23 protein-coding genes are annotated in these 24,990 nt (G+C 42.1%); 15 read left to right on the forward strand and 8 right to left on the reverse strand.

The features are described from left to right. Window positions 1-220: 220 nt before the first annotated feature. Window positions 221-1,414 (reverse strand): glycoside hydrolase family 5 protein, encoded by a 1,194-nt coding sequence (locus tag ABEW32_RS25620; RefSeq protein ID WP_430193027.1) that lies wholly within the window; start codon window positions 1,412-1,414, stop codon window positions 221-223. Between the two features lie 272 nt (window positions 1,415-1,686). Between ABEW32_RS25620 and ABEW32_RS25625 the strand changes: the two genes are divergently transcribed. The 6 genes from ABEW32_RS25625 to ABEW32_RS25650 all read left to right on the forward strand — a co-directional run bounded on the left by ABEW32_RS25625 (window position 1,687) and on the right by ABEW32_RS25650 (window position 8,288). Next, window positions 1,687-2,130, forward strand: coding sequence for a HEAT repeat domain-containing protein (locus ABEW32_RS25625; protein WP_430193029.1), 444 nt, complete (start codon window positions 1,687-1,689; stop codon window positions 2,128-2,130). A 269-nt stretch (window positions 2,131-2,399) separates the two neighbouring features. Then, entirely contained in the window at window positions 2,400-4,160 is a 1,761-nt protein-coding gene (locus tag ABEW32_RS25630) for a cache domain-containing sensor histidine kinase (RefSeq protein ID WP_430193031.1), read from the forward strand. 2 nt (window positions 4,161-4,162) lie between these two features. Next, a complete protein-coding gene (locus ABEW32_RS25635; RefSeq protein WP_430193033.1) occupies window positions 4,163-4,963 on the forward strand; it encodes a response regulator in 801 nt (266 codons plus the stop codon). A 138-nt stretch (window positions 4,964-5,101) separates the two neighbouring features. After that, the gene (locus ABEW32_RS25640) at window positions 5,102-6,442 is read left to right on the forward strand and encodes an extracellular solute-binding protein (RefSeq protein WP_430193035.1); all 1,341 of its coding nucleotides are present in this window, start codon (window positions 5,102-5,104) and stop codon (window positions 6,440-6,442) included. A 26-nt stretch (window positions 6,443-6,468) separates the two neighbouring features. Next, window positions 6,469-7,350 (forward strand): carbohydrate ABC transporter permease, encoded by an 882-nt coding sequence (locus ABEW32_RS25645; RefSeq protein ID WP_430193037.1) that lies wholly within the window; start codon window positions 6,469-6,471, stop codon window positions 7,348-7,350. A 56-nt stretch (window positions 7,351-7,406) separates the two neighbouring features. Continuing rightward, window positions 7,407-8,288 carry a carbohydrate ABC transporter permease gene (locus ABEW32_RS25650; RefSeq protein ID WP_430193039.1) on the forward strand — a complete coding sequence of 294 codons (882 nt, stop codon included), beginning with the start codon at window positions 7,407-7,409 and terminating at the stop codon, window positions 8,286-8,288. 598 nt (window positions 8,289-8,886) lie between these two features. Here the strand turns inward: ABEW32_RS25650 and ABEW32_RS25655 are convergent. The 7 genes from ABEW32_RS25655 to ABEW32_RS25685 are packed head-to-tail and all read right to left on the reverse strand — an operon-like array spanning window position 8,887 to window position 16,691. Beyond that, window positions 8,887-9,390 carry a hypothetical protein gene (locus ABEW32_RS25655; protein ID WP_430193041.1) on the reverse strand — a complete coding sequence of 168 codons (504 nt, stop codon included), beginning with the start codon at window positions 9,388-9,390 and terminating at the stop codon, window positions 8,887-8,889. Next, window positions 9,383-12,364, reverse strand: coding sequence for a contractile injection system protein, VgrG/Pvc8 family (locus tag ABEW32_RS25660; RefSeq protein WP_430193043.1), 2,982 nt, complete (start codon window positions 12,362-12,364; stop codon window positions 9,383-9,385). Before ABEW32_RS25660 ends, ABEW32_RS25655 begins: the two co-directional genes overlap by 8 nt. A 25-nt stretch (window positions 12,365-12,389) precedes the next feature. After that, window positions 12,390-12,869 (reverse strand): DUF4280 domain-containing protein, encoded by a 480-nt coding sequence (locus ABEW32_RS25665; RefSeq protein ID WP_430193045.1) that lies wholly within the window; start codon window positions 12,867-12,869, stop codon window positions 12,390-12,392. A 31-nt stretch (window positions 12,870-12,900) separates the two neighbouring features. Then, entirely contained in the window at window positions 12,901-13,530 is a 630-nt protein-coding gene (locus ABEW32_RS25670; RefSeq protein ID WP_430193047.1) for a hypothetical protein, read from the reverse strand. 12 nt (window positions 13,531-13,542) lie between these two features. After that, entirely contained in the window at window positions 13,543-14,055 is a 513-nt protein-coding gene (locus tag ABEW32_RS25675; RefSeq protein WP_430193049.1) for an imm11 family protein, read from the reverse strand. Window positions 14,056-14,067: 12 nt separating this feature from the next. Further along, a complete protein-coding gene (locus ABEW32_RS25680) occupies window positions 14,068-15,171 on the reverse strand; it encodes a pentapeptide repeat-containing protein (RefSeq protein ID WP_430193051.1) in 1,104 nt (367 codons plus the stop codon). Window positions 15,172-15,191: 20 nt separating this feature from the next. After that, on the reverse strand, window positions 15,192-16,691 hold the full coding sequence (locus tag ABEW32_RS25685) for a hypothetical protein (protein WP_430193053.1): 1,500 nt from the start codon (window positions 16,689-16,691) through the stop codon (window positions 15,192-15,194). Between the two features lie 249 nt (window positions 16,692-16,940). Between ABEW32_RS25685 and ABEW32_RS25690 the strand changes: the two genes are divergently transcribed. The 9 genes from ABEW32_RS25690 (at window position 16,941) to ABEW32_RS25730 (ending at window position 24,950) form a co-directional block, all read left to right on the forward strand. Beyond that, window positions 16,941-17,903 carry a helix-turn-helix transcriptional regulator gene (locus ABEW32_RS25690; RefSeq protein WP_430193055.1) on the forward strand — a complete coding sequence of 321 codons (963 nt, stop codon included), beginning with the start codon at window positions 16,941-16,943 and terminating at the stop codon, window positions 17,901-17,903. A gap of 109 nt (window positions 17,904-18,012) precedes the next feature. After that, complete coding sequence (locus ABEW32_RS25695; protein ID WP_430193057.1) at window positions 18,013-18,639, forward strand: type 1 glutamine amidotransferase family protein; 627 nt, start codon at window positions 18,013-18,015, stop codon at window positions 18,637-18,639. Window positions 18,640-18,690: 51 nt separating this feature from the next. Continuing rightward, entirely contained in the window at window positions 18,691-19,215 is a 525-nt protein-coding gene (locus ABEW32_RS25700; protein ID WP_430193059.1) for a VOC family protein, read from the forward strand. A gap of 520 nt (window positions 19,216-19,735) precedes the next feature. Next, on the forward strand, window positions 19,736-20,053 hold the full coding sequence (locus ABEW32_RS25705) for a hypothetical protein (protein ID WP_430193061.1): 318 nt from the start codon (window positions 19,736-19,738) through the stop codon (window positions 20,051-20,053). Between the two features lie 72 nt (window positions 20,054-20,125). Further along, window positions 20,126-20,809, forward strand: coding sequence for a DUF5819 family protein (locus ABEW32_RS25710; protein ID WP_430193063.1), 684 nt, complete (start codon window positions 20,126-20,128; stop codon window positions 20,807-20,809). Continuing rightward, window positions 20,790-22,142 carry a DCC1-like thiol-disulfide oxidoreductase family protein gene (locus ABEW32_RS25715; RefSeq protein WP_430193065.1) on the forward strand — a complete coding sequence of 451 codons (1,353 nt, stop codon included), beginning with the start codon at window positions 20,790-20,792 and terminating at the stop codon, window positions 22,140-22,142. Before ABEW32_RS25710 ends, ABEW32_RS25715 begins: the two co-directional genes overlap by 20 nt. 12 nt (window positions 22,143-22,154) lie before the next feature. After that, a complete protein-coding gene (locus tag ABEW32_RS25720; protein ID WP_430193067.1) occupies window positions 22,155-23,282 on the forward strand; it encodes a serine hydrolase in 1,128 nt (375 codons plus the stop codon). 21 nt (window positions 23,283-23,303) lie between these two features. Continuing rightward, window positions 23,304-24,215, forward strand: coding sequence for a M23 family metallopeptidase (locus ABEW32_RS25725; RefSeq protein ID WP_430193069.1), 912 nt, complete (start codon window positions 23,304-23,306; stop codon window positions 24,213-24,215). 222 nt (window positions 24,216-24,437) lie between these two features. Further along, the gene (locus ABEW32_RS25730) at window positions 24,438-24,950 is read left to right on the forward strand and encodes a stalk domain-containing protein (RefSeq protein WP_430193071.1); all 513 of its coding nucleotides are present in this window, start codon (window positions 24,438-24,440) and stop codon (window positions 24,948-24,950) included. The last annotated feature ends 40 nt before the right edge of the window (window positions 24,951-24,990 follow it).

The raw sequence follows: 24,990 nt of genomic DNA on the forward strand, positions 1-24,990 counted from the left end.
CATGGTGCGTCCTGCGTCGAAATAATTTTCAAATCCAACATATGTATTTATCGGTTAAAAGAGAGATTTATTTTACAAAATGCCCCATTCAATGTGGGATTTACAATGTGTAAAACTGGAAGAACAAAAAAACCGTTTCTCCACCTCTTCATAGTCTCAGCATAATCTGACCTGAAGGAGGAAAATCGGCTTTTTGAATAAACAAAGTGAAGTCCTGTGCCTATTCGGCTGCTGCTTTCGCTTGTTCCGCTATGAAATGAACAGGCTTCATAATCCGGCTTAGCATGTCCTGCTTCGGACGATTCCAGGTAACCCAGTCATCCAGCAGCAGACCGCCTGTGTCGCCGCTATTCGGATTCAGGGACCAATACGTAAAGTACAGGTTGTTGGCACCGATATAGTCTACGAGTGCATTTTGCCATTTTCCCTCAGGGGAGGACAAATCAACACTACGACCACCAAATTCACCGACCAGCACCGGAGCTATGTTTTGTTTGCTGATGTAGCCCCAAGTTTGATCCCAGATCGCTGGCAGGTTGGACGGGAAGGTCGAGTCGTTAAACCATGGCTGCGAAGATACACCAGGACCGTAATCATGTGGTGAATATACGACACGGTTCGGTACGTCCAGAACGACAGGATAATTAGCCACACCTGTCAGGTTGCCGCCCCACCAATATTGGCTGTTGTTGCCTTTGACATTGTGGTCCACACCTTCTACGAGAATCAGCCAATTCGGGTTCACGGACAGAATAGCATTCCCTGCACGCTGCGCCGCGAGACGCCAGTCTGTGGAGACATCGCCTGTCCCCCAGCTTGCCTGACCGTGCGGCTCGTTGTGTAAATCTGCACCAATGACGGTAGGGTTGTTTTTATACCGTTCAGCTAACATCTTCCAGTCGCTAATCCAGCGAGACTCAGGGTACTGGGAAGTATACCATAGCTCGGATTGTCCACCTGAGCCTGGACGATGACGGTCAAGGATAATCTGAATACCGCGTTGTCCAGCTTTTTCGATCAGCTTGTCCATAATTTCAATCGGAGTCAAGCCGACCAGATCAGGATTTTTGTAGTAATCAATACTGTCTGCACGGGAGCTGGAATCGAATAACTGATTGCTGTAAGGCAGACGAATCAGATTATAGCCTTCTTTCTTTACTTGATCCAGCATGTCGTCCATTGAGCGGCCCCACAGTCCATGCAAGGTGTAATTAGGAGTTTCCAGACCGAACCAATTCAGACCGTTAAATGCGGCCTCTTTCCCCGATTCATCTACAATCTTGTTTCCTTGGGTGTGATAGTATCCTTTCACGCTGGCTGCATCTGCCGAAGGTGGAGTGTACCCATACAGTGTGAAGCCCATGACGAGGGAGGCAATGACGAAAAATGTTTTTTTCAACCCTTTTTTCTTCATGATTCTTGCTTCCTCCTTTATTTAAATAATGTTGTAACCGATTACATTTTCATTTTATGTTCAAATCTTCCATCAAACAAGTTCATAAAATTCGTATATTTTTAAAGATTTCGTCGAATTCATTAGATTTGTAACAAACGGTAGTTAGGTTAGGTGTTCTTCACATTTTATTATGATCTTTTTTAGAAGAAGACCTGTAAGTATGTTATATTTAACAAACGGCAATCGTGATGAACAGCAATATAGTGATTTCTAGAAAAGGATGAGATAATTTGGAAAACAACGAAACTCAGCAGGAATTTGCAGAAGTATATGAGCAGCTTAAAGTAGCTGCAAACCGAACCTCCGATTGGAAAGCGCGTTTAGCTGCGGTGAATGATCTAGGTGCATGGAAGAACCAGCAGACGATTGACTTGCTGACGCACCGAATGAATAATGATATGGTATATGCTGTTCAGGAGGCCGCTTACCGCAAGCTTCAGGAATGGGGCGAAAACGTACAGCCGCCTGTGCGCAAAGAGGGAGAGCTTGTTAAGGGCTTAACGAAGATCTTGGTGCGGATTAAAAAAAGCCTGCCAGCCGATCATACCTATAACGATTTTCGCGAGAAGCTGCACAAGATGAGAGTCGATATTTATGACGTATATGAAGGCAACAAGGGTGCTGAATTTGATCAGTGGCTGGAGCAAAAATGGACTTCGTTATCGACAAGATAATGTCTGAAGCCATTGAATGTAACCCTGAGAATTGCTACTGGTAATGCAGATGAAGTCTTAACAAGGATAAGGTGTTATCTTTGTTAAGGCTTTTTTAATATATATCGTTATTACGTGCTATTATCAAACAAATGATTCCTAAGAGGGCTGGCCCTTTTAATTAATCTCTGCTAAAAAGATGCCAATAAAGGAGAGCAATGCGCTAGAATAGAAAATGGAAAGCGCTATCATTATCAATTTTTCTGCAATGATTCAGGGGGAGAAGGCATATGCATTCAAGGTTCCAATCATTAAACACATTGCGTAATCAGATCTTTATCGGCTTTATACTGGTGATGCTCATTATGATGAGTGTGGCGGGGGCGTTCATTTACCTCAATGTCTCTGACCTGCTAAAAGACAGCGCCGAGCGGCATATTGGTCAGACCGCAGTACAAGCAAGTGGCAGACTGGATGCATTAATCGGCCAGATGGACAGCCTGACAGAACAAGTGGCGAATCATCCATCTGTTCAGCATATTTTGCTGGAGGAACGCAATGGGAGTCAGGTGACTTTCGAACAGCGCCAGTCGCTACTGCAAGTGATGCATAGCTATCAAGCTTATATGCCGAGCGTTGGCTCGCTGGAGTTGTATACCGCTAAAGGAAAGATGTTATTCCCGATTAGAGAAGGCAGTCTGGAGGACCGTATCGGCCAGCCGGGCATTCGGGAAGCGAATGAGATGAAAGGACGGCTCGTCTGGATCGGTATAGATCCTGAGGACCCCCGGTCGCTGCTGGCGATTCGGCAGGTGAGCCTGGTGGATCGCTGGTTTTCACGCGGAGGATATCTGATTACCCGCATGGAACGAAGTTATTTTGGGCTAAATGGTGCGTCAGCATCTGATGGAGAAGCAAATGAAACCATGCTGCTTGTAGATCGCCGAGGGCAACTGTTGTCGGGTGAGCCTATGAATCAGACCAATTTGTTAGATGTACTGCACAGCAAGACACAGACGGTTCACATTGGAAAAAGGGAATATGTCAAAGCAGTTCAGCAGTCAGAGCGGACAGGCTGGTCGCTGCTGATCCTGATTCCAGTTAGCGTTGTCACAGACGGAATTACGGTTTTACGGACAACACTTATTATTTCCGCGTCTCTAGGGGCTGTGCTATTCCTGTTCATGTCCTTTATGCTGTCAACGTTGATTACAAGGCCGATAGGTCACTTGATTCAGGCGATGCGCCGTTCACGGGAAGGGGCGTTGGCCTTGAATCCAGAACCTGCAGCAGCGGTCGAACTAAGGGAATTAAACGCAGAGTACAACACGATGATTATCGATATTAATGAATTGATCCGCGTCATTTGTGAAAAGGAGGCTTTGCAAAGCCAAACTGAGCTTAAAGCACTACAGGCACAGATTAACCCGCATTTTCTTTTTAACACGCTGGATGCTTTTAACTGGTCACTACAGGAGAAGGGAGAAGAGGAGCTTGCCGGGCTGATGGTGTCCATGTCGCGGCTGTTTCGTTATGTGATCGAACCGGCTCACCATGACTCTTGGGTGACACTTGGGGAAGAAATGGCCCAAATCCGTCGGTATCTGGAACTGATGGAGATGCGTCTGGGTGAGCGTCTGAGCTGGCAAATTCATATGCCGTCAGAGGCGGCGAGAATTCCGCTTCCCAAACTGCTAATCCAGCCTATTCTTGAGAATGCAATTTTACATGGCGTCGAAAATCGTATCGGCAACGGTCGTGTTGAGATCCGAGTCACTCCTTCGGGGAGATTGGGTTGGACCAAGATTGAGATCATAGATAACGGACCTGGAATGACACAGGAGGAACTTACAGCTGTACGTACAGCGTTGATAGAGGGATCTGCCTGTCAGAGCAAGGGAACTGGTATGGGACTGGTTAATGTGCAGCGGAGGCTGGCTCTCTATTATGACAGCACATCTTATCCAACAGAGGGTGTACTGATCCACAGTGCTGTGCAGGAAGGAACGTTGGTCGCTTTTGAAATTCCTGATGAATACGGGGGGCGGTAAAAATGAGCATTTCATCCAAGACCATTGTCATTGTAGATGATGAACAAAGAACACGTCAGGGGATACATCAGACACTGGAGCAGTGGGCCGCAGGGAAATACCGGATTATGACATCAGGGAATGGCCTGGAGGCATCACATATGCTGCAAGCAGAGAAGGTTCATCTGCTCATTACAGATGTGCGATTACCGGAATTCAGCGGGCTGGATTTAATCCGTTCACTGGAACGAGATTCACATCGTCCGGCGATTATTGTGATCTCGGGATATGCGGAGTTTGATTATGTCCAGCAGGCACTTCGTCTCGGAGCTGTTAATTATTTGCTCAAGCCGATTGATAAGCAGGAGCTGCTGAATGCGGTAAATGAAGCACTTCAGCTGGAAGAGGAACGGCAGCGATATAAGAAGCTGGACAAGCTGGCTGACCCTGTGCTGCTAGAGCTTGACCTCCAAGCGGCTACGCTTAGTGATCCAGTACGGCAAGCCTTCGCCTATATGGCGGAGCATCTTCACGAACCCATTACGATGGCGCAGACTGCGGCGCATTCACACCTGAATGCGAGCTATTTTAGTGTTTTGTTTAAGGAGCAAAGTGGCTTGTCCTTTAGTGAATATCTGCACCGGCTACGGATTCAACGGGCCAAGGAGCTGCTGCTGCATACTCAGCTGACCATTGCCCAAATCGGCGAGCGCTCAGGCTATCGGACAGATAAATATTTTATTAAAGTATTCAAAACGACCGAGGGAGTGAGTCCCAGCCGCTATAGACAGCAGATGCGTAAAGGGCCGGAGAATATCGATTGACAGTAGAGGCTGCTCACAATCCAATAAAAGTGGAATTATACCCAATGAGCGTACCCTGTTGGAAGCAAGAATGGAGTGCTAAACTTACAAATGATAACGGTTACAAAAAAATAAATTACAACAAACGGAGGTCTAACGATGTCCAATAAGTCTTTTTTACGTAAGCGCTCTCACCGAAAATGGGTTGCTGGGTTGACCCTACTGCTGTCATTCATGCTAGTGCTGTCCGGTTGTGGCGGTAAGGATGGTCAAGGTGGTTCCAGCGGAGCAGGAGGAAAGGTTACACTCAAAATGATGCACCTGTGGCCAGAGGGAAGCTCGGCACAGCAGAGCAAGCTTGTGACTCAGATTATAGATCAATACGAAAAGGATCATCCGAATGTCGTCATTCAGCAGGAAGTGCTGGAAAATGAACAATACAAAAACAAACTCAAAGTGCTGTCAGCTTCCAATGAATTACCGGATATCGGCATCACCTGGGCGGCGGGTTTTATGGAGCCTTACGTTAAAGGTGGATTGTTTACACCGATGGATGACCTGTTGCAAGGTTCTAAGCTGAAGGACAAATTCGTACCAGGAACGACCGAAGCCTATGCGCTGAACGGCAAAACGTATGCGCTTCCGATCGAATTGAACATAACACCCATTTATTACAACAAAGCTATATTCCAAAAATACAACTTGAAGGTACCTGCGACATTTGACGAGTTTAAGCAGGTAGTGAAAACACTTGTAGATCATGGAGTTGCACCGATTGCATTGGGCAATAAAGACCGCTGGACGGGTTCACTTTGGTACATGTATCTGGCAGACCGTATAGCAGGTAGCGAAACGCTGAAAAAAGCAATTGACGGCTCAGGCTCGTTTGACGACCCTGGCTTAATTCAGGCGGCATCCGAAATTCAGACGCTGGTGGATATGAATGCCTTTAACAAAGGATTTAACGGCTTGTCCAATGATGAAGGAAAATCCGAGTTTATGAACGACAAAGCGGCGATGTATTTGATGGCTACTTGGGAGCTGCCGAATTTTACGACTAACCCCGATATCCCGCAAGCGTTTAAAGATCAAATTGGCTTCTTTAAATTCCCGATGGTTGCAGGCGGCAAGGGTGACGAGAACAGCTGGGTAGGAGGTCCGGGAGTAGGCTTGTTTGTTTCGGAAAATTCCAAAGTGAAAGAAGAAGCCAAAGCGTTCGTTGAGTACTTCGTAGAAAAATGGGGAGAGCAATCGGTCACACAGGCGGGTGTTATTCCGGCGACCAAGGTGGACACCTCCAAAGAAAACTTGCCCAAGCTATATGTCGATCTGCTGAATGGGCTGAACCAAGCCAGCAACATTACATTGTTCGCTGATGTACAGATGAAGCCGAATGCGGCGCAGGTGCATTTGAACATGATTCAGGCGTTGTTTGGTAAAGCGGTGACACCGCAGCAATTTGCCGACCAGCATAAGGCTGCCATTGAGAAAGGAAATTGAAATTGACCACCTAAGGAGGTCTGACCGTGGATAAGGTCATGTCCAATAAGCTCGTCATTGCTCTCTATGTGTTGCCTTCCTTGCTGCTGTTATTCGCCGTGATTTATGTACCCATCGTACTGACCGGCTATTACGGTCTGAATCAGTGGAATGGAATCGGCGCTATGACGTTCGTAGGGCTGGATAACTATCAACATTTGTTCACAGACACGGCGTTCTGGCAAAGTGCTTGGCATTCGCTGCTGCTGGCTTTGTTTTCAGGCATCAGTCTGATCGGTTATCTGGCCGTTGCAATGATTTTGTCAGGAAAAATCAAGGGAGCGAACCTGCTGCGGAAAATTTATCTGATTCCCATGCTGCTGTCTTCTGTAGCGATCGCTCAATTGTGGCTCAAAATGTATCACCCGACCAACGGAGTGCTGAATTCCATGCTGGCGTCAGTCGGAGTTCACAACCCGCCCGAGTGGTTAGCAAATCCGTCTCTGGTGCTGCTTGCCTTGTTCATTCCAATTATTTGGCAATATGCAGGCTTTTATATCCTGATCTATTATGCCGGACTGAAAAACATTCCCGAAACGCTGATGGAGGCTGCCCGCATCGACGGAGCCAGTGCCTGGCAGATTGCAACTCGTATCAAATTGCCCCTGCTGCGCGAGGTAATTAACGTGACGATCATATTATCGATTGTCGGCTCGCTCAAATATTTTGACCTGATCTATGTCATGACGGACGGTGGGCCGAACGGAGCCAGTGAAGTGATGGCTTCGTACATGTACCACCAGGCGTTCCGCAGCTTCGATTTCGGATATGGCAGCGCTACAGCCTTTGCCCTGCTGCTCATCTGCCTGATTGCTACGTGGGTGATTCGTAAGGTGACCGCAACTAGTGATACCATCCAGTATTCATAGGACACTCATGCAATTAGATCAGGAGTAACAGAGGACAGAAAGAGGGAGGAAAGGATATGAAAACCCAGGCAGCCGCCAACTATCCGCTTGGAGTCGCTACCCGCGGCAAAATGTTAACTCGGGTCGGTTATGCCGCTTTGTATATACTTTTGATCATCTTGGCGGTGACGCAGCTTTTACCACTGGTATGGCTGATGCTTTTTTCACTTAAAAATAATCAGGAAGTGTTTAACCTGCCACCGTTTGCACTTCCGTCCCAGCCGCATTGGGAAAACTATATGAACGTGTGGACCAGCGGCAATATCGGGCGGTATTTCTTCAATAGTGTATGGATTACGGTTATATCCGTGGCGCTGACCGTGCTGCTCGCCAGCTTTGTTACATTTGCCATTACACGTATGAGCTGGAAAGGAAGCCAACTGGTCCTCGGGCTCTTTATGGTTGGACTCATGATTCCGGTCCATTCCACCTTGATCCCGCTGTTCAGTATGTTTCTTAAACTGCACTTAACAGACACTTCAGTATCCATCATCCTGTCGTATGTCGCTTTTAATCTGCCGACCACGATGATGATCTTGCTGGGCTTCTATTATGCCTTGCCCCGTGAAGTGGAAGAAGCGGCCGTTATGGACGGATGCTCCGTCAACCGGATGTTCTTTCGGATCGTACTGCCCATGACCACCCCCGTCATGGCAACGACGTCTATTATTAATATGATCTACAACTGGAACGAGTTTATTTTCGTCAATACGTTCATCAGCTCGGACGAAAATAAAACACTGACCGTTGGCGTACAGAACTTTATCGGTCAATATACGACCGATTGGGGAGCGATCGGGGCCACGTTGATGATCAGCATTTTGCCCATTTTGCTCGTGTTCCTCATCATGAGTGACCGGATTGTGGAAGGGATCGCAGCCGGGTCGGTTAAAGGGTAAGACAGACTCCTCTGAGTAGAAGAGCACCCTCTAGTGTAGACATTGGAACAAACCTTGGTTTGTCCGATGAATGCTAGAGGGCATTTTTATGCGAGTTTAGTTTGTGGTGAAGGGAATACATAAATGAATCTGTGCACGTTAAAGTGTAAAAAGCGTAATTGCTATAATTAGAATGTTGATGCTTTGGACCTTAGTAAAAAATAAATGATAAGCAAAAAAGGAACTGAAGCTATTTTAATTTTAAAATTGATTTATTTTTGTTGATGGTGAATATAAATCCTATTGTTTGGGCGAATTCTAATGGGTAAACCGTTGGCATAATGCTCCAAGAAGCCTTTTCTGGCCAACCTGTTGTAGCGTATTTCTCCCCCTTGTGATTGTAGTACAGTATGTTAACTTTGATTGGGAGGGATGGCTTACCATTGTTTTAGTTTAGTCGATTGTGCTGTTTTCTTTTGATCTTGATCATGAAAGAAGCACATTTTTTACTCAAAGATGAAACAAGCATTTGAAAATTCTTCAAGTGTATTAAGTTGGTTTGTTGGTTGTATTGTATGATTTTATTAGCTCGTTGTAACACAAATTAAAGACAAAACATTTATTCTGTATCAATTTTTTTTAAATTTTCATCAGAAATATCAGCGGCTTGTAACTTTATATATCGTTCACGCCAATTGTCTATAGGAAATGCCCCATATCCATAGTCCAAATAGATACCCTGATCAATTCTAAGAGAGCCTCCTCTTTCAAAATATTTTATTAAAGGCTCATAAATATCTTGATATTCGCCATCAATTAACTCTCCTTTCTTAACTAGGGAAGCCCATTCTAAGTAACGCAAACAAATTGTTTTACATAATAAATTTGGTTTACCTGGCTCAGTAAAAATACTTGTGATAACATCCTCTAAATCCAGATTAGTACCTAATACTTGCGCAGGACTAAAAAATGGCCCAGATTCAATTGAATTAATCTCTAAAAATAATGAACTCCTTCTTAGGTACTCAGTAATTAAAAGTTCGCTCGATTTCTTTTTTAGTTCAGAGGTACTCCAAGTAATTTTAGAGAGACGAGTTATGGCTTGTTCTATTGTATCAATCATATAATTCACTCCATTTAAGATTATAAAATTTAGCTACATTATTTTCATACCCTGGAAATGAACCGAAATCGGGTTGCTTAGGTGCCAAGTCGTGAGCGCCTGGAGGATCATTTGTAAATTTAGTGCCATCCCAAGAGTCTGGATGGCGATAGCTATTACCACTCTCCATGAGCTTCTTTTCTTCTAATTCATGTGCTGCTAATTGTCTAAACCATTCTTTGCCTTGTACGGTTAGTTCTCCTTCTTGAGCCTTGGTAAAAGCATACACAACTTCTGAATCGGGTGTAAGTCGTGATTTATAATAATAAAGACCATTTTTATCATAATGACACAGTTCGTATTCATTTAAGAACATGTGGGATTTTAAATTCTTGGCTTCCTCAATACTAAGCCCTGTGTTTTTCGCAAAAACCCCAATATTATCCAATTTACTTGCTCTTATTAAATCTGCCTTTCTTTCTGCCGCTACATCAATCTTGAATTTCCGCTCAATAGGAGGCTCTCCATACCTTTTAGGAGGTTTTCCGGTCCCCTTATTCCCTTTACCCGTGTACTCTCCTGATTCTAACGCATCAATCTGTTTTTGTCTCTCAGGCGAAATCTTTGCACCAGAACCTTTAGAATGTGGGACATCAGGACCAGGTTCATGAAACCGATAATGATCTTCAACAGTTGCGAAGATGGGTGACCTTTTAGTAATACGAATATTCATCTTTCTAGCTACACTTTGCAAGTAACTACCTAAGGATTCAAAATTATTAGGGAAACGAATGGCATTCGTTTTGAATTTTCCATCTCCAGCCTTGGCAAGGGCAGATTCAGCTTTTGCTGTATCTCCGAATAATCCCGGCGCGCCACCTTTTCCAGTATTCTTTTCTCCAGTTTCCTTGGCCTCTTTAGATAAGGAGACTTCTTCTTTACCCAGCTTTCCAAGATTTTTAAATAACTTTGTGCCGCCTTTAAGAACTGTATAAATGTCTGCTGCACGTTCCGCAGCTTTTATACTATCATACCCTGCATCATAACTTTCCTGTTTGGTATCGGTATAGGGGTTGGGGAAGAAGTTATCTAATTTTTTTACGAAAGGTTCTGTGATGCCGTCCCATATAAAGTTAGCATCTCTTTTTACTTCTTTCCCAATGTCTTTAAATCCCTGTCCTACACTGGACGAATTTTTAACAACTTCCACATACTTGGTACCTTTCTCAGCGCCCAGTTCTATACCATGCTGAATACCTTCGAAAGTTTCATTACGTCTCAAGATTCCTTCTGGCAAGATAAAACGAAAAGCAAGAGGAACTGTTACAAGATCCGCTATATCGACAAACGAATTCCACATTTCTTTTACAAACTCCAAACCCGCATCCCATTCTCCCTTGAGGGTGGCACCTACGTTTTCTTTAGCACGAGCTCCCATTACGCCTTGGATTCCCTTTTCAGCGACTTGCTTCTCAAAGTCAGACAAGATCGGTTCTGGGTAGTATTGATGAAGGGAGGCTTTAAGTTGAATCTCAGAGCTAACGCTGTTGACTTCCTGCTCCAAATCAAGCGTATCGGTTGTTGTATTCAAATGTAAGCCGTTGGTTCCTTGCAGCAGAATACTGCCTGCCGAAAAATTAAGACTGCCTGCGGCTTGAATTTGTACACGTTGGGTGCTGTTCAGGCTGACACCGTGATGGGTATTCATGGAGATGTATAGCGATCCTTCCTGCGCACTCATCGATAGCTCGGAGTTCCCTAAGGAAATTTCTTTTCCTTGTGGATTTGCAAAGGATTTAACACCGGGATCGGCTGTTTTACGCTGGTGTCGTTCTGCAGGTGATTCGATTACGGCACCTTGAGCTGCGTGAGATGAGGAGACAGCAACACTAGATGGTTTCGTTCGGACCGATTGTATGACCATCGCATCGTCTTCGTCTGCACTTGGAAAATACAGCTTCACCTGTGCACCCTTTTCCGGCATCAGATACCACACCTGATTACCTTCAGCAGAATAGGGGAACCACTGAGCATCCCTTGGATTTTGATGACCGTCTATATCTAGATGCAATCGAACCTGATTCCGACTGACCTCCAGTATTTTTCCTTCGATAGCCGCGCCAATGATCGTTCGATTATAGATTTTAGGGACCTTCAAGCCCGCCGACAGGGCGCATTCATACGACCAAGTCATCAAGCCACGAATCAGTTGACCCTCACGTTTGGTGATGACGTAAGTTTCGTGATTGCGTTCAACTTCATCTCCCAATTGCAGCATTTGATCCCACTCAAAGGTATACCGGGTGTAATCTCCGATGTTTGCAGATCTCCAGCCGTTCGCCTCCTGATCCAGATAGGGAGCGATCTTGCGTTGTAACGAAAAAGGAACCTCTTTCAAATGAATATGCTGCCTGGCTTGCGGGATTCCGATCCAAATTTGCGCATGGTGTGAAACAATATTGGGGACGAGCAGGGCTCCTACATGCGAAGCCAGCCGTTTTAAAAAAGTCCAATCCGTCTCCTGATACTGCATGATAAACTGGCCTGTCGCTTTTTTCTCAAAAGCTTCATCGATCTTATCCGAGCCTTTATAATCGGCCAGCACTGCATCTACAATCTCCGCATACTTTTGATTGATATGTTGAAAGGAACGGTTTTTGAGCTGCGTATCCAGTTTGAAACTATGAGATATGATGTCGAGGGTCACCAAGACCTCCTGGTGCGTGTGCTCCACATCTACGCAGTATAGTTGCCCTATGAATAAGGGATGCTTCTGATCTTTGTCATCGGAATACCATAGCTCAACTTCGTCGTCGCTGCTCGCTTTGGCAATGATCGTGTCTGCCTGATTGCCATCCAAGACGCCCGTGATCCTCAGCCTGGCATGTTCTCCGAGCTCGTGACTCATATGGATATTACGAAGACGCAGCTTGCCATAGGGCCAGGTAACATGTAGATGCTGGTAGGTAAAGCGGTCTTTCGCTACGATGTTCATTCCTGAATCTCCTTGCTTGATAAAGTCAACTGTCTTGCCCGTCATCGATGATCGAGATGATGCCACCACCACTAGGTCCTATCGCAGAAGAGAGGGTACCATCATCACTGGGGTCTATCATAAAATTAAACGTATTAGTCAGAACATCTTGGCAGCTACACATTAAGGTCGAATTGTTGAGTAGGGCGGGTGCCCCCTCAATCAATACGTCTTCTTTCCCACCGGTCCACTTGGACCCAAACGCAATCTCTGGTTCACAAGGAAGACCATGCTTCAATTTACACAGACCAAAAGCATTGATTTTGCTAATATTGGCCCCACAAATGGCATCGTCCACGTTCAGAACGGGTTTATTCTTAATGAAGACACCATGACTGTACATCATATTAAGCACACCAGGGTCTGTACCTTGACTGCACTGTAACTTGGCTCCTCTTACCACATAAGAATGTTCTCCGCTGAGCGCACCCTGGGCCAGAGCTTTAATCAGTATAGGTAAAAACATATAAGTACCTCCTTGGATAAAAGGTATAGAATCAAGAAAGCTCCGACCATGTCGCAGTGTGCAGCATGGCATAGGTTAACGGGACCCAGAGGGGAGCATCCTCCAGCTTGAATTGGCAACTCCCGATCATAGCTTTGCCACGCCAGGAACGCACAAAGACAATTTGATAATAGGGAGATGGGGAAACTAGAAAAATAGCTTCATAGCAGCCAAAGATGGTATCTTGAATAGAAAAAGCCTTTTCCTCTACGAGCTTCATACTTGGTTGTGCACGACTGGTTTGCTCAATCATCTGTTGTTGATAGACTTCTATTTGCGTAGGGTTCAGTTCTTGCCCGCTTTGATGCAGACCGAGCAGGATTCCGCCCAGCTTGTCCTGAACAACGAAGCTTTTCGACGAAGTTACCGTTTGTCTCGCTCGAACTTCTGGAATAAGAGAGTCAGGCAGGGAAATGGTGAGTTGATTTTCAAAGACAGGAAGGGTTTGAAACCGGACTTCCTGTTCATCTGATAGCGTTAGTGATCCTTTCGAAATTCCCTTCATCGCTTCTTCAATAGATATCATCATCCAGCTTTCATCGTTTTCTGCTGTACTTAATTGCTCTTTCATTGTTTGTTGGTGATGCAGTTTTAAAAAAAATTCATCCCAATGCTCCGTCAAGGTTGAACCTCCTTATAAGAGTTCTAGCTTTTGTAGCTGAAAACCACTCAAGCTCCGCCGCAGCAAGCTTTCAGCCGCTTCCAAGCTAACGATGAAATAAGGTTCTCTCACGTTGGAGAGTCGGAAAAAATGGTGTCCATTCACCTTTTGACTATCCAGCACAAGTCGTTTTAGGGTTTGATCGTGCGGATAAAATTCAGTCTGCTCTGAAATGCCATCCACAGAGGGAATGGATAAAATCCAATATAATTCCTGACGGCTAGGTTCCCGGTTCACGATATACACCTGCTTAAAACGAGCTTGTGTATTGTATAATTCTAGAATTTGTTTCATACGATCGGAAAATAGTGGTTGTGAGGCTGAAAACAGGAGCCAGTCCGTATACTCGGCATCTTCTGTCGCATGAACATCTAAAACCTGAGCTGGAGGCATACCAACGAATGGCGTTTTAAAAAGGTCTAAATTCATCGGCTCCATGTTCCGGGATATACGATGATCATCGACCAGCACATAATAATGGCGCATACATATTCCTCCTTATTCCGCCCACATAATGGATTGACACTGTGATTCGCTTAGTTTCCAATGTTGTTGGTACCTTCGCGGGACAAGGGTTCCTTGCATCGAAGCCCCCTCAAAATGCGCATGTTCAAACGAATGTACATTCGTAAAATCGGCCCCATCCAGGATGGAGTGTTCAAAATGAAGGCCACATAACCCCGGAACCCGAACTCCATGTTCCCGATAAGGCTGTCCGCTGGCACCGCAGAAATGGACACCCTTTAGATTGCTATATCTAAAATCAGCGTCGGTCAGTAAGCATCCCTGAAAGCTAGTCCCTTCTATATTTGCTCCTTGCCAGCTGCTCCCGATTAATATACAGGTATGGAACTGGCTTTCTCGTAAGTCACTAAGGCTAAAATCGTTATAACGCAAATCTTTTTGCATCAGCTGAAGATGGGGAAGAGAGAGCCGCTTTAGGTTTTCGTAAACAAAGGGTTCTTCTTCACTGGAGTGAATCAATTGCTCTCTCACATGATCTGCAAGAAGTGCTTCCTGATCTTCGACATATAGATTCTCGCTGATGTCCTTGTATTCGCCCGTTCGGATGACTACACGATCAGCTTTATGAATAGCGAGAAACTCAGGCATTTGAACCACTTCTGCTATCCCTAAGCGTAGAAGGGAGTTTAAAAACTGGTGGAACAAAGGAGCGGATTCCAACATCAATCGTTCAACGTCCACTGAAGTGATCGTCCCCATATATATTTTTCGTTCCTGCTCCAAGGTTTCCAACATGGTACTCATCGATCCATAGGCCCATGATGCGTCATAGGTTAACTTGCAATCGGAATCATCTTCATACCATTCAGCAGAATAAGCCTCGACCATATACAGGTAGGATTGCTCCAACATCTGAGTGCGCAAGAAGGAGTAGTGAATATATCCAATAGGTTCTTTTTGACCTTGCTGCTGCATGCTCAGAATGTGCTTACACAAATCCCTGAACGATTCTTTGAAATCGGAGATCAGTTGAGCTTGGTAGCGATGAAATATGGCTTCCAGCCTGTCCAACTGAATGTCCAGCAAAGGTGTAAAATAATGCTCTTTAAAATGGTGTAATGCCGCTTGTTTATTCATCTGCTAGTTCTCACCTTCCGTTAGTTCATCTTAATTTCTGTGCCGGAGAAGGTGGTTTTGTCATCCAATGTGATCGTGTTGCCTTTACCAGACAGCTCAATTTTTCCGGCGGAAAGCTGGATGTTACCGGAACTCATAACAATATCCGAAGCCGCGCTAATACTCACATTTTTTCCGCTTACAATATCAATGCCTGTTTTATCGTTAATGACAATGGACATGCCATTGCCAGAAATAACGATTTGATCTGGGGCGAGCATGATTTCTTTGCCGTATTTGGTTCGCAGCGTCTTAATGGCAGGATCAGCCATTCGGTCTGGCGCAGGAGCTACCGCAGACAGTGCCGAAGAAGACTTTGATCCAGCAGATGAAGCAGAAGCTGTGGTATGTCCAGAAGTAGTAGATTTTCCCTCGGAAGGTTGTGGTTCTCTTTTAACCGAGCTGATCGCATATCCCTCTTCTTCCTTATAACTGGGAAAATAGATGCGGATGCTGTCTCCATCTTCAGGCATGCAATACCAGCCCGTGTTATCCGCAGAGGCATAAATGGTAGAGTAGGGAAACCAGTAATCCGTGTTTGGATCTTGCTGATCGTCCATATCAAGCTGGGCGCGTACTTTGTCTCGGCGAACGCTCAGTACCTTGCCCTGAATGGAAGCGCCGATAATGGAACGATTGTAGTCTTTAATCGGACGTAAGCCGCTTCGTGGTGACAGCTTGGCGTTATGGGTCAGTACCCCGTCCTTCATCTCTGTTAGCACCTCAGCTACAATCAACTTATGACCTCGAAAGGTCACTTCGTAGCCAGGTTCCAATGATTTCTCCGTCTCGACCTCATATTGGATAAAATCCGCATCACGCACGCCAGGGATATGGTTCTCTGAGGCGGTTTGAAAATCCGCGACCCGTTTGGTGACTTTATAATTGGTAGATTGTATTTCGCCCTTGCTGAGTCCCATAGGTAGACCAAAATAAAACTTGGGAACTCCATAGCCCACTGCAGGAATGAGCGGAGAGTAAAAGTGGGAAGCCATCCGTTTCAGAAATTGCCAATCGGTTTCATCATATTGCATGATAAAGGTACCGATGGGCTTCTTATGGGACACAACATCCATGGCTTCTGCTTTGGAATAGTCCGATACAATACTTTCAATCAAACCCATATAGGTGAGGTTAGGATTCTGGAAAGAGCGTTGATGGCGCTTAATATCTAACTCGTAGGTATGAGATATGGCTTCGACGGTCAGGTAATGGACCCCGTGAACCACTTTTTCTTCTACATCCAAGGCAATTCCTCGAAAAAGGGGCTGCCGATTGCCATTTTTGTCCGTAACAAAAGCTTTGACTTGGGTTTCTTCGTCAGAAGCACGTACATACAGCTCTCGCTTTTTCTCCGAGATGATGCCTGTACAGATCATTCGGGCATGGTCATTGACTGTTTTTAAGATTTTAAGTTCATGAAGGCGGACGAACTCATAAGGCATGATTTCGATATGACCGTACGTCACGATATTTTCCATAGGTGTCTCCTTCTGTAGTTGTGTTTAAAAAGTGGGATTATAAATCCAGCATATGTATTTATCGGTTAAAAGAGAGAGTTAGTTTACAGAATGACCCATTCATTATGGTATTTACTATGTGTAAATCTGGAATTAGAAGATATGAGAGGGAAGTATAAGCTGGAAAAAAGCATATAATAGGTGGTAAGAGATAGTATAATGAGATATTTATAAAAGATTGAGCTTTAATGAGAGAGGGGGGTTCAGGTTATGCCAAAAAACGATAATATGCTGGCCATTTTATGGATGCTGAATTCGGGGGTAAAAATGACGGCAAAACAAATATCCGAAAAGTTAGAAATAAATATAAGGACAGTTTATCGGTATATTGACGCTCTATGTGCCAGTGGAGTACCAATCATATCCGACACGGGTCATCATGGCGGGTATAGCTTGCTGAATAATTTTATTAGAGCACCCTTACTATTTGATATGGAGGAAAAAAAGGCACTCCTTCATGCTGCTGTTTTTGCAAAAGAAGCTGGATCTCCTTTAAGTGAGGCATTAAGCAGTGCGACCTCAAAATTGAAAATGTATTCGAATCAAGAGCAGGAAAGTATACTTATCCGTCATTTAGCCGGATTTGAAGTAATAAATCGCATAGGAGTTCCTTCTCTTCAGCCGATATTGGCAGAATTGGAGCAGGCTGTAGCCAACCAATTTTCTATCGAAATGGATTATCGCACGAGCCATGAAGAACAACCCAAGAATAGAGTGATCGACCCCTATGGAATGGTTTACTGGAACAACAAATGGTATACTGTTGCATTTTGTCACCTAAGAAATGAGATCCGTAGCTTTCGGGCAGAACGGATTTTGCAGATTAAGCGCACTCCAACTCTATTTAAGCGTCCTGAACCTTTTTCGGCTCGTGAATTTTTTATGCAAAATCTGTTACCTGATTTAGTGGGCAAGGACGGTTTAATTTCTCTAATGATCGAAGGCAGATCAGAGGCATTGGATGACTTGTGTCTACATTGGTTTTTGGGGCATCATCTGAAAGAGCGAACCGCTAACCAAGCCATCTTTTTGCTTGAGGAAAAATCACTTCATACATATGTCCCCTATTTACTCCTGCCCTACGGGAAATCCATTCAAATCATCGAACCACAGAGCTTGAAGGAAAAACTTGCCGCGGTTGCGTCGGAGTTAATGGAATACTATCAACGTTAAAAGCTTCACTGACAGTAGATGTCAGTGAAGCTTTTTTATAATGAGGATAATCATGGATTACTGAGGGTTGGTATCACTTGATAAATTATAAAATAAGGAGAACCTGTTAATGAATAGTACGGTATATCTTTATGTATTTGACACCATGGCAGACTGGGAAATCGGTTACTTAACTGCCGAACTGAACTCAGGAAGATATTATAAAAAGGGGCTGGGCCCATCCAAAATAGTTACCGTGGGAATGGAAAAGACTCCTGTCACTACCATGGGCGGATTGACAATCCTGCCTGACATCCAACTGGATGAGTGCAGCATTGAGAGCACAGATGCATTGATTTTACCCGGTGGAAATACATGGACAGAAACCATTCACCAACCTATCTTAAAAATCGCTGAGAGGTGTTTAGAGGAAGGTATATGGGTTGCTGCGATTTGTGGTGCTACCATCGGACTTGCCCAGGCAGGATTGCTGAATTCACGTTCGCATACAAGCAATGATCTGGAATACCTCCAAATGACCTGTCCCAGCTACACAGGCGAAAAGTATTACAAAATGGAGTCTGCTGTAACGGATGGAAAACTGATCACTGCATCTGGAACGGCTCCGTTGGAATTCACCGTACACGTTTTGAAAGCTCTGGGTGTGTTTTCTTCTAAAACATTAGAAGCCTGGTATAGTCTAAATAAGACACGTGCATCCAAATATTACTATGAGTTGATGGATTCCATCCAATGAAGGTATGCGCATTAAATTGAACTGTTAAGATCATCTAAAGGAGGAGTTAAAATGACTGAAAGCAGAGAATATGTGGGAGTGTCAGGTAAATATACAAATAAGGGGATACCCAACGGCTTTACATCTATTACCCCGTTTATTACCGTGAAGAATCCTTCTGAAGCAATAGAGTTTTATAAAACAGTTTTCAATGCGAGGGTTAAGGATATTACTGAATATCCTGATGAGAATGGCAATAAAATCATTGTTCATGCGGAATTAGATTTTGGAAATGGTTTTTTGCAGCTGGGAGCAGCGAATCCGACATATCAGTTGGTTTTACCGCCAGATGGAGACAATGCGTGCTATTCTTTCAGGATTTACGTCATGAATGTGGATCAGGTCATTGAAAAGGCGGTAACAAGAGGAGCGAAAGTAAGGGAACCCGTTACAAACTTTGTTTCAGGTGATCGATTCGCAAGTATATTGGATCCTTGTGGAGTAAGATGGTCTATTATGACCAGGATCGAGGATTTGTCCGAAGAAGAAAGCAGTCGTAGGGTTGCTGAATGGGCTAAAAGCTTTAGTGGAGAATAATAGGATGCATCGGTGTTTTAGCTCCTCAATGAGGGTCTAGTTGATAAATGGAGAGAGCTCCTCAGGTCTGATACATATGGCTTGAAGAACACTGATAATAACAATTAATGTATATTAAAAGTTTGGAACAGAGGTTTAACTCCCCACGTCTTTATACTGAAATCCGCTCATTGAGCGGGTTTTTGCTTTTAATCACCCTTAATTGTAGACCAAATGTAGACTTGAAACTATTTTAAGGCACAGAGTTTGATGGAGTTTGTAGAGATTGCTGTTTTCTTCTCTTAATGGATTTTAAAATGAAGTGCGACACCTGATGGAATAGGTTAAAATCCTAAATAATTTTTTTAAATTTTAATTACTAAAAATTTATGCTTATGATTTTTGGCAAAGGAAAATAAGATATAAAATATGGAAGGAAGTGATATAATAAGTAATTATATTCAATAATAGTCATATAAAAAGTTATAAAACTAAGAGATTGAAATTATTTTGTTACTAACCATTTTAGGAGGAATTATCTATGAAGAAAAAATTAACAATACTTAGTCTGGCTCTAGCCATCTCTGCCTTCTCTACTGTAAGTTTAAGCGCTTCTTACGCTTCTGATTATGACGTTTCCTCTGAAAATTCTTCTCCTTTAATTAGCGCGAATGCAAACGGTGCTGCTGTTGAGCCTCAAGCAATAGCCTCCCTTGCTCGTAAAGCAGTACAAGTTGGTAAAGCAGCTTATGAAGCTAACAAGGATGCTCTGAGAGAAGCGACCCGCTTAGGAAGTCTATTAGGTACAGGTGTTTCTAGTAGTGATGTAGAGAATGCAGATGTAATTTTTGATAAATAGCTGAATATCAGGGGGAGATCAAATTTTATATTTCTCTCTCCCTGATGTTATTTAAAAGAGAGGATTGCTTAAATGAAAAAAAGAAGTGAAGTGTATATTTTGAATGCTACGTTATTATCTTTATCGTTGTTCTTGATGGTTCATTTCTTCTTTATTTTTCTTCACGCTGGACCGCTTAACCCGGTCTCTGTTTCATTGAAATCAGTCACTGATAATTATGTTGGACGGTTTTTTCAACAAAACTGGCATCTATTTGCTCCTCAACCTATGACTCAAAATCTAAAATTATATGTACGTGTGAAGTATAAGGGGGAGGGCAGTACCAAAACTGTAATAAGCAATTGGTATGATGTTACTGAACCTATGATCAGGACAAATGAGACGACAGTATTTTCACCTTATAATAGGATGCTTAGAATTGGAAGTGGATACATACATCAATTATATATAGGAGGAAAAGATGATCTAACATACAAATTAATGGATAAAATATCAAAAAAAGATGATGTCGCCAAAGAAATAAATGCTTCTTTAGAAAAGGATTCGGATCAAGTTGAACAAACCATATATCGCTATGCTTCTGCGTTTGCAAAAAGGGAGTTTTTGAAACATGAAATAACTGATGTCCAGTTTATGACCTCAATATCGGATGCGGTTCCATATTCAAAGCGGAATGATCTTCATTTTAAAGTGAAAGAAGAGAATGTCGTATATGGTTGGAAAGGAGTTGTAAAGGATGTTGTTGAATTACCGTAATTTTTTTATGAATGAACGCTTTCTTATTGGTACAAGTATCCTTCGGATATGTATCGGATTGATATTACTTTTCAATTATTTTATTCATTATAAACAAAGATACTTTTTTTGGCACGAATCTGGAATTAATATTTATTCTGCTGGGTACAAGTCATTAACATGGTCTTTATATAATTTGAATTCATCAGCTTTATTTTTTGACTTTATCTATCACCTAGGAATTATAGTTACTATTTTTTATTTAATAGGATATAAAGGCCGTCTTTTTTCAATTCTGGCCTACTTATTTTTTTATTCATTGTATGTTCGCTCTTTTCATATTAGTGACGGAGGAGACAACTTACTTATAGTGAATATGTTTTTTCTGTTGTTCACCAATATCACAGCCTATTTCTCTTTGGATTCTAAAATGAACAACTCACGTGGAAAAGACTCGAAAGACTCTTTACTCTATAAATTATCTGTGATAATCCACAATTTTGCAGTACTTTTTTGTATTATACAACTGTGTATTGTTTATTTTTTCTCAGGAATGTACCAGCTTATGGGCGAAATGTGGCAAAACGGAACAGCACTTTATTATATATCTCAAGTGAGAGAGTTTAGCAGACCTATTTTGGATTACATGGTCAACCATTATGTTGGACTCACCATTGTATTTACTTATTTATCTATAATTATTAAAATTGCATTCCCTTTTGCTGTGATTAATAAGAGGCTTAAACCGTTTGTAGTTATTGCTATGATATTGTTTCATATAGGTATTGCTATAGGGATGGGTCTGCTCACATTTTCGTTAATTATGATTGTTATGGAATTATTGTTGTTTACGGATCAAGAATATAAAGAGTTGTACCATTTTATAAAGATCAGTTTTCGGAGAATATCAATTACAATTCGAAGAAAAACAAGAAGATTAGGATATGTAAGCTTTCAACACAAACAAATTCTGGTTTTCTATGATGGTTGGTGTCCTGTCTGTATAAATATAAAAGACTATTTGTACAAACTGGATTATTTTAGAATGCTACAGCTTGTTAGTTTTCGGAATTCTTCCTTGGTTCAAACATACAAATTAGATGTTAATGAATTAGAAAGGCGAATGCATAGTTTCTCACTGAATGATCCCAGTAATATACAACGCGGAATTGACTCTATTGCACAAATTTGTACAAGAATACCGTATCTATGGTGGGCGGTTCCCTTTATTAGCATTTTCAATAAAATGGGTATAGGCGGTTATTTGTATGATTATATAGCTTCTAAAAGAAAAGTGATTCCTGTGGGGAACTGTGACGATTTATGTGAACTTTACCCTAAGCGTGTCCATTAAGGAGCAAAGTATATGAAAGTAATTTTATTGGTAGTAGCTATACTTTTAATATTTGTTCTCATATTATGTATCCTGTTTTTGCTCATTGCGAAGCGCCAAAATAATAAGAAAACAGAAATGGATGTTCTAAGCTTTTTGAAGGAAAATCCGAGTAAAGCATCTTTGTATATGATCAAAAATGGTATGGAGAAAATCAGCTACAACTCAGAAGTTAAAATGCCGCTTGCCAGCACTGCGAAAGTGATCATCGCTATTGAGTTTGCTCGCCAAGTAGCGGCAAAGCTGTTAGATGAACATGAACTTGTGGATTTAGAGGAATTAAATAAATTTTATATTCCTGGTTCTGATGGCAACGCTCATAATAGCTGGATCAAATGGATCGAGTCAAATCATAAAGAGATTCAAGGGAAAATTACATTATTTGAAATTGCTCACGGCATGTTAGCTTACAGTTCCAATGCCAATACAGAATTCCTGATGGCGAAAATGGGATTAGATGAGATAAACGAGAATATAAACAAACTCTCACTTTCGTTACATGATAAAATCTTTCCTTTTTCATCTGCAGGATTTATGTCTCCTTATATCCAAGAGACCGAAAACATAGGTTTTAAAGAGTCGATACAAAAGATAAGTGAGATGAGCTACGAGGAATATATGAAAAAATCTGTTGAAATTCATCAGATTTTAAATCGTGATCAAGGGACAGAACGTATTAAGAAATGGAACACCAAACAGAATTATGTACGAAAGCTTCAAGTGCTGGAATCACGCAAGCTTCCTCGTTCAACGACTAAAGAATATGCTTACATTATGAAGCTTATACACAAGGAGAAGTTGGTTCCTTCTACTATAAATCCATATCTAAAAAAGCTAATTCAGCGACAAGTAGATAACTCCAAGTTAATAGAGTTTGGAAACAAAGGTGGATCTACCATCTCTGTTCTAACAGAGGCTTTATATTGTACGGATCGGGAAGGAAATGACATTCAACTAGCCATGTTTATTCAAGATGATTCTGGGGTGGATCATATTTGGCTCAAGCAGAAGCTGGATTTGTTTTTTTACAAATTATTAACCGATACTGCATTTCAAGAAGAGGTAAGTAGCAAATTATCATGTGATAAGGGAAGGAATTGAATGTTTTTCTATTTTATAAAAATGCTGCTGGTTCCGCTTATGCTTTATTGGATTATGGCTTACTATCCATTTAAAAATCGTATTTCGTGGTTTATCCACACTTTGTTTACAAGTGCATATACGTTCATGATATTATTCATAAACGATTGGACAGAAATTAGCTATTATTTACGTCCAGTTTGCATCGTATTGTTTGGATGTTCCTTATTCCGTCAAATGGTTACTTTACACACTTTTAAATTTTATGGCTTAAATAGAAAAATACGAATATTCCTTTTTCTATATGGCTTTTTAGCGATATATCAAGTTTTTATTTGTATTTTATTTAGTATTTCATACATTACATCCACTCCTAAACACGAAGATGCAGTCGATTTAGCCTTCCCTTTGAAAGGAGGGGCTTACGAGGTAGTGAATGGTGGAATGAGTTCATCTATGAACTATCACTTTTCGCATCGTACTCTGAAATATGCGGTGGATATAACTAAGCTCACCCCGTTAGGTTCAAGGAAAGGAAAATTTGATAATCCTGAGTCTTTAAAATCCTATCCCATTTATAATGATTCAGTATATAGTCCGGTTGCAGGTAGAATTATCGAAGTTGTGGATGGAGTAGAAGATAATGTTCCGAACTCCCTGGGTCGTAGTACTACAAATATGATTATCATCAAACATAAAGGATATAATATTCTGTTGTTACACTTGAAGAAAGATAGTCTGCTAGTTAAGAAAAATGATTTTGTCAAGGTTGGACAAGAAATTGCGAAAGTAGGAAACTCAGGTTACAGCAGTGAGCCGCATCTTCATATTCATGCTATAAAACATGACAATAAGAGAGATTACTTCAATGGAACTTCGATACCTATTACTTTTAATGGTAATTACTTAAAAAGAAATGATTTATTGCTTAATCAAACGGTTATTTTTCGATAAAAATGAATATCTTCTTAGAACGTCGGTTGAGAATTTGTTTGTCAGGTTTTCCGTATCGTGTATTGTTCTTCAAAGCAAGTGGTTTTAACTTAAGCGAGATATCGTCTCGACACATGTTGATTACTGTTCACTGTCAGTAAAAAAAGATTGAATACAGGATGCATTTGGTGTTTTAGTTTCTCAATGAGGGTCTAGTTGATAAATGGGGAGAGATAATAAACCATGTTAAAACGCATAATTTTACCCTTAGCTGTTATCTTTGTGTTCGTTTCTTCTGTCTCCGTTGAGAGTGCGCAGGCGGGATATAAATTCAGTTATAATGTTGAAGTTGCTGTAAATAACAGCGCGTTGACATTAGATCCATTTGGAGAGAAATCCACAAACGAAAATAATAGCATTTTGACAACAGACATCAGTCCGTATATAGAGAAATCCACAAACACCGTATATGTCCCTATTAAATTCATATCTGAGGGCTTGGGAGAGTCTGTAACATGGAACAGACCTACACAAGAAGTTACAATTAAATCGACGAATGGTACAATTGTACGATTAACCGTGGGTAGCAGAGTTACGTACGTGAACGGTGAAGAAAAGATGATGCCAAGTGCTCCCGTTATGCCGGAATATCCGAATCGGGTTATGGTTCCTCTTAGATTTGTTTCGGAAGTTGTGGGAGCTACAGTAAATATAACGACAGTCAATGGAACATTACATGTTGACATTAAGAAATAATACTTGATTGCTTACTCTGCCGACTACCAAGCGTTTGTAT

The sequence above is a fragment of the Paenibacillus jamilae genome (assembly GCF_050482105.1).
GTDB classification, from domain to species: Bacteria; Bacillota; Bacilli; order Paenibacillales; family Paenibacillaceae; genus Paenibacillus; species Paenibacillus jamilae_B.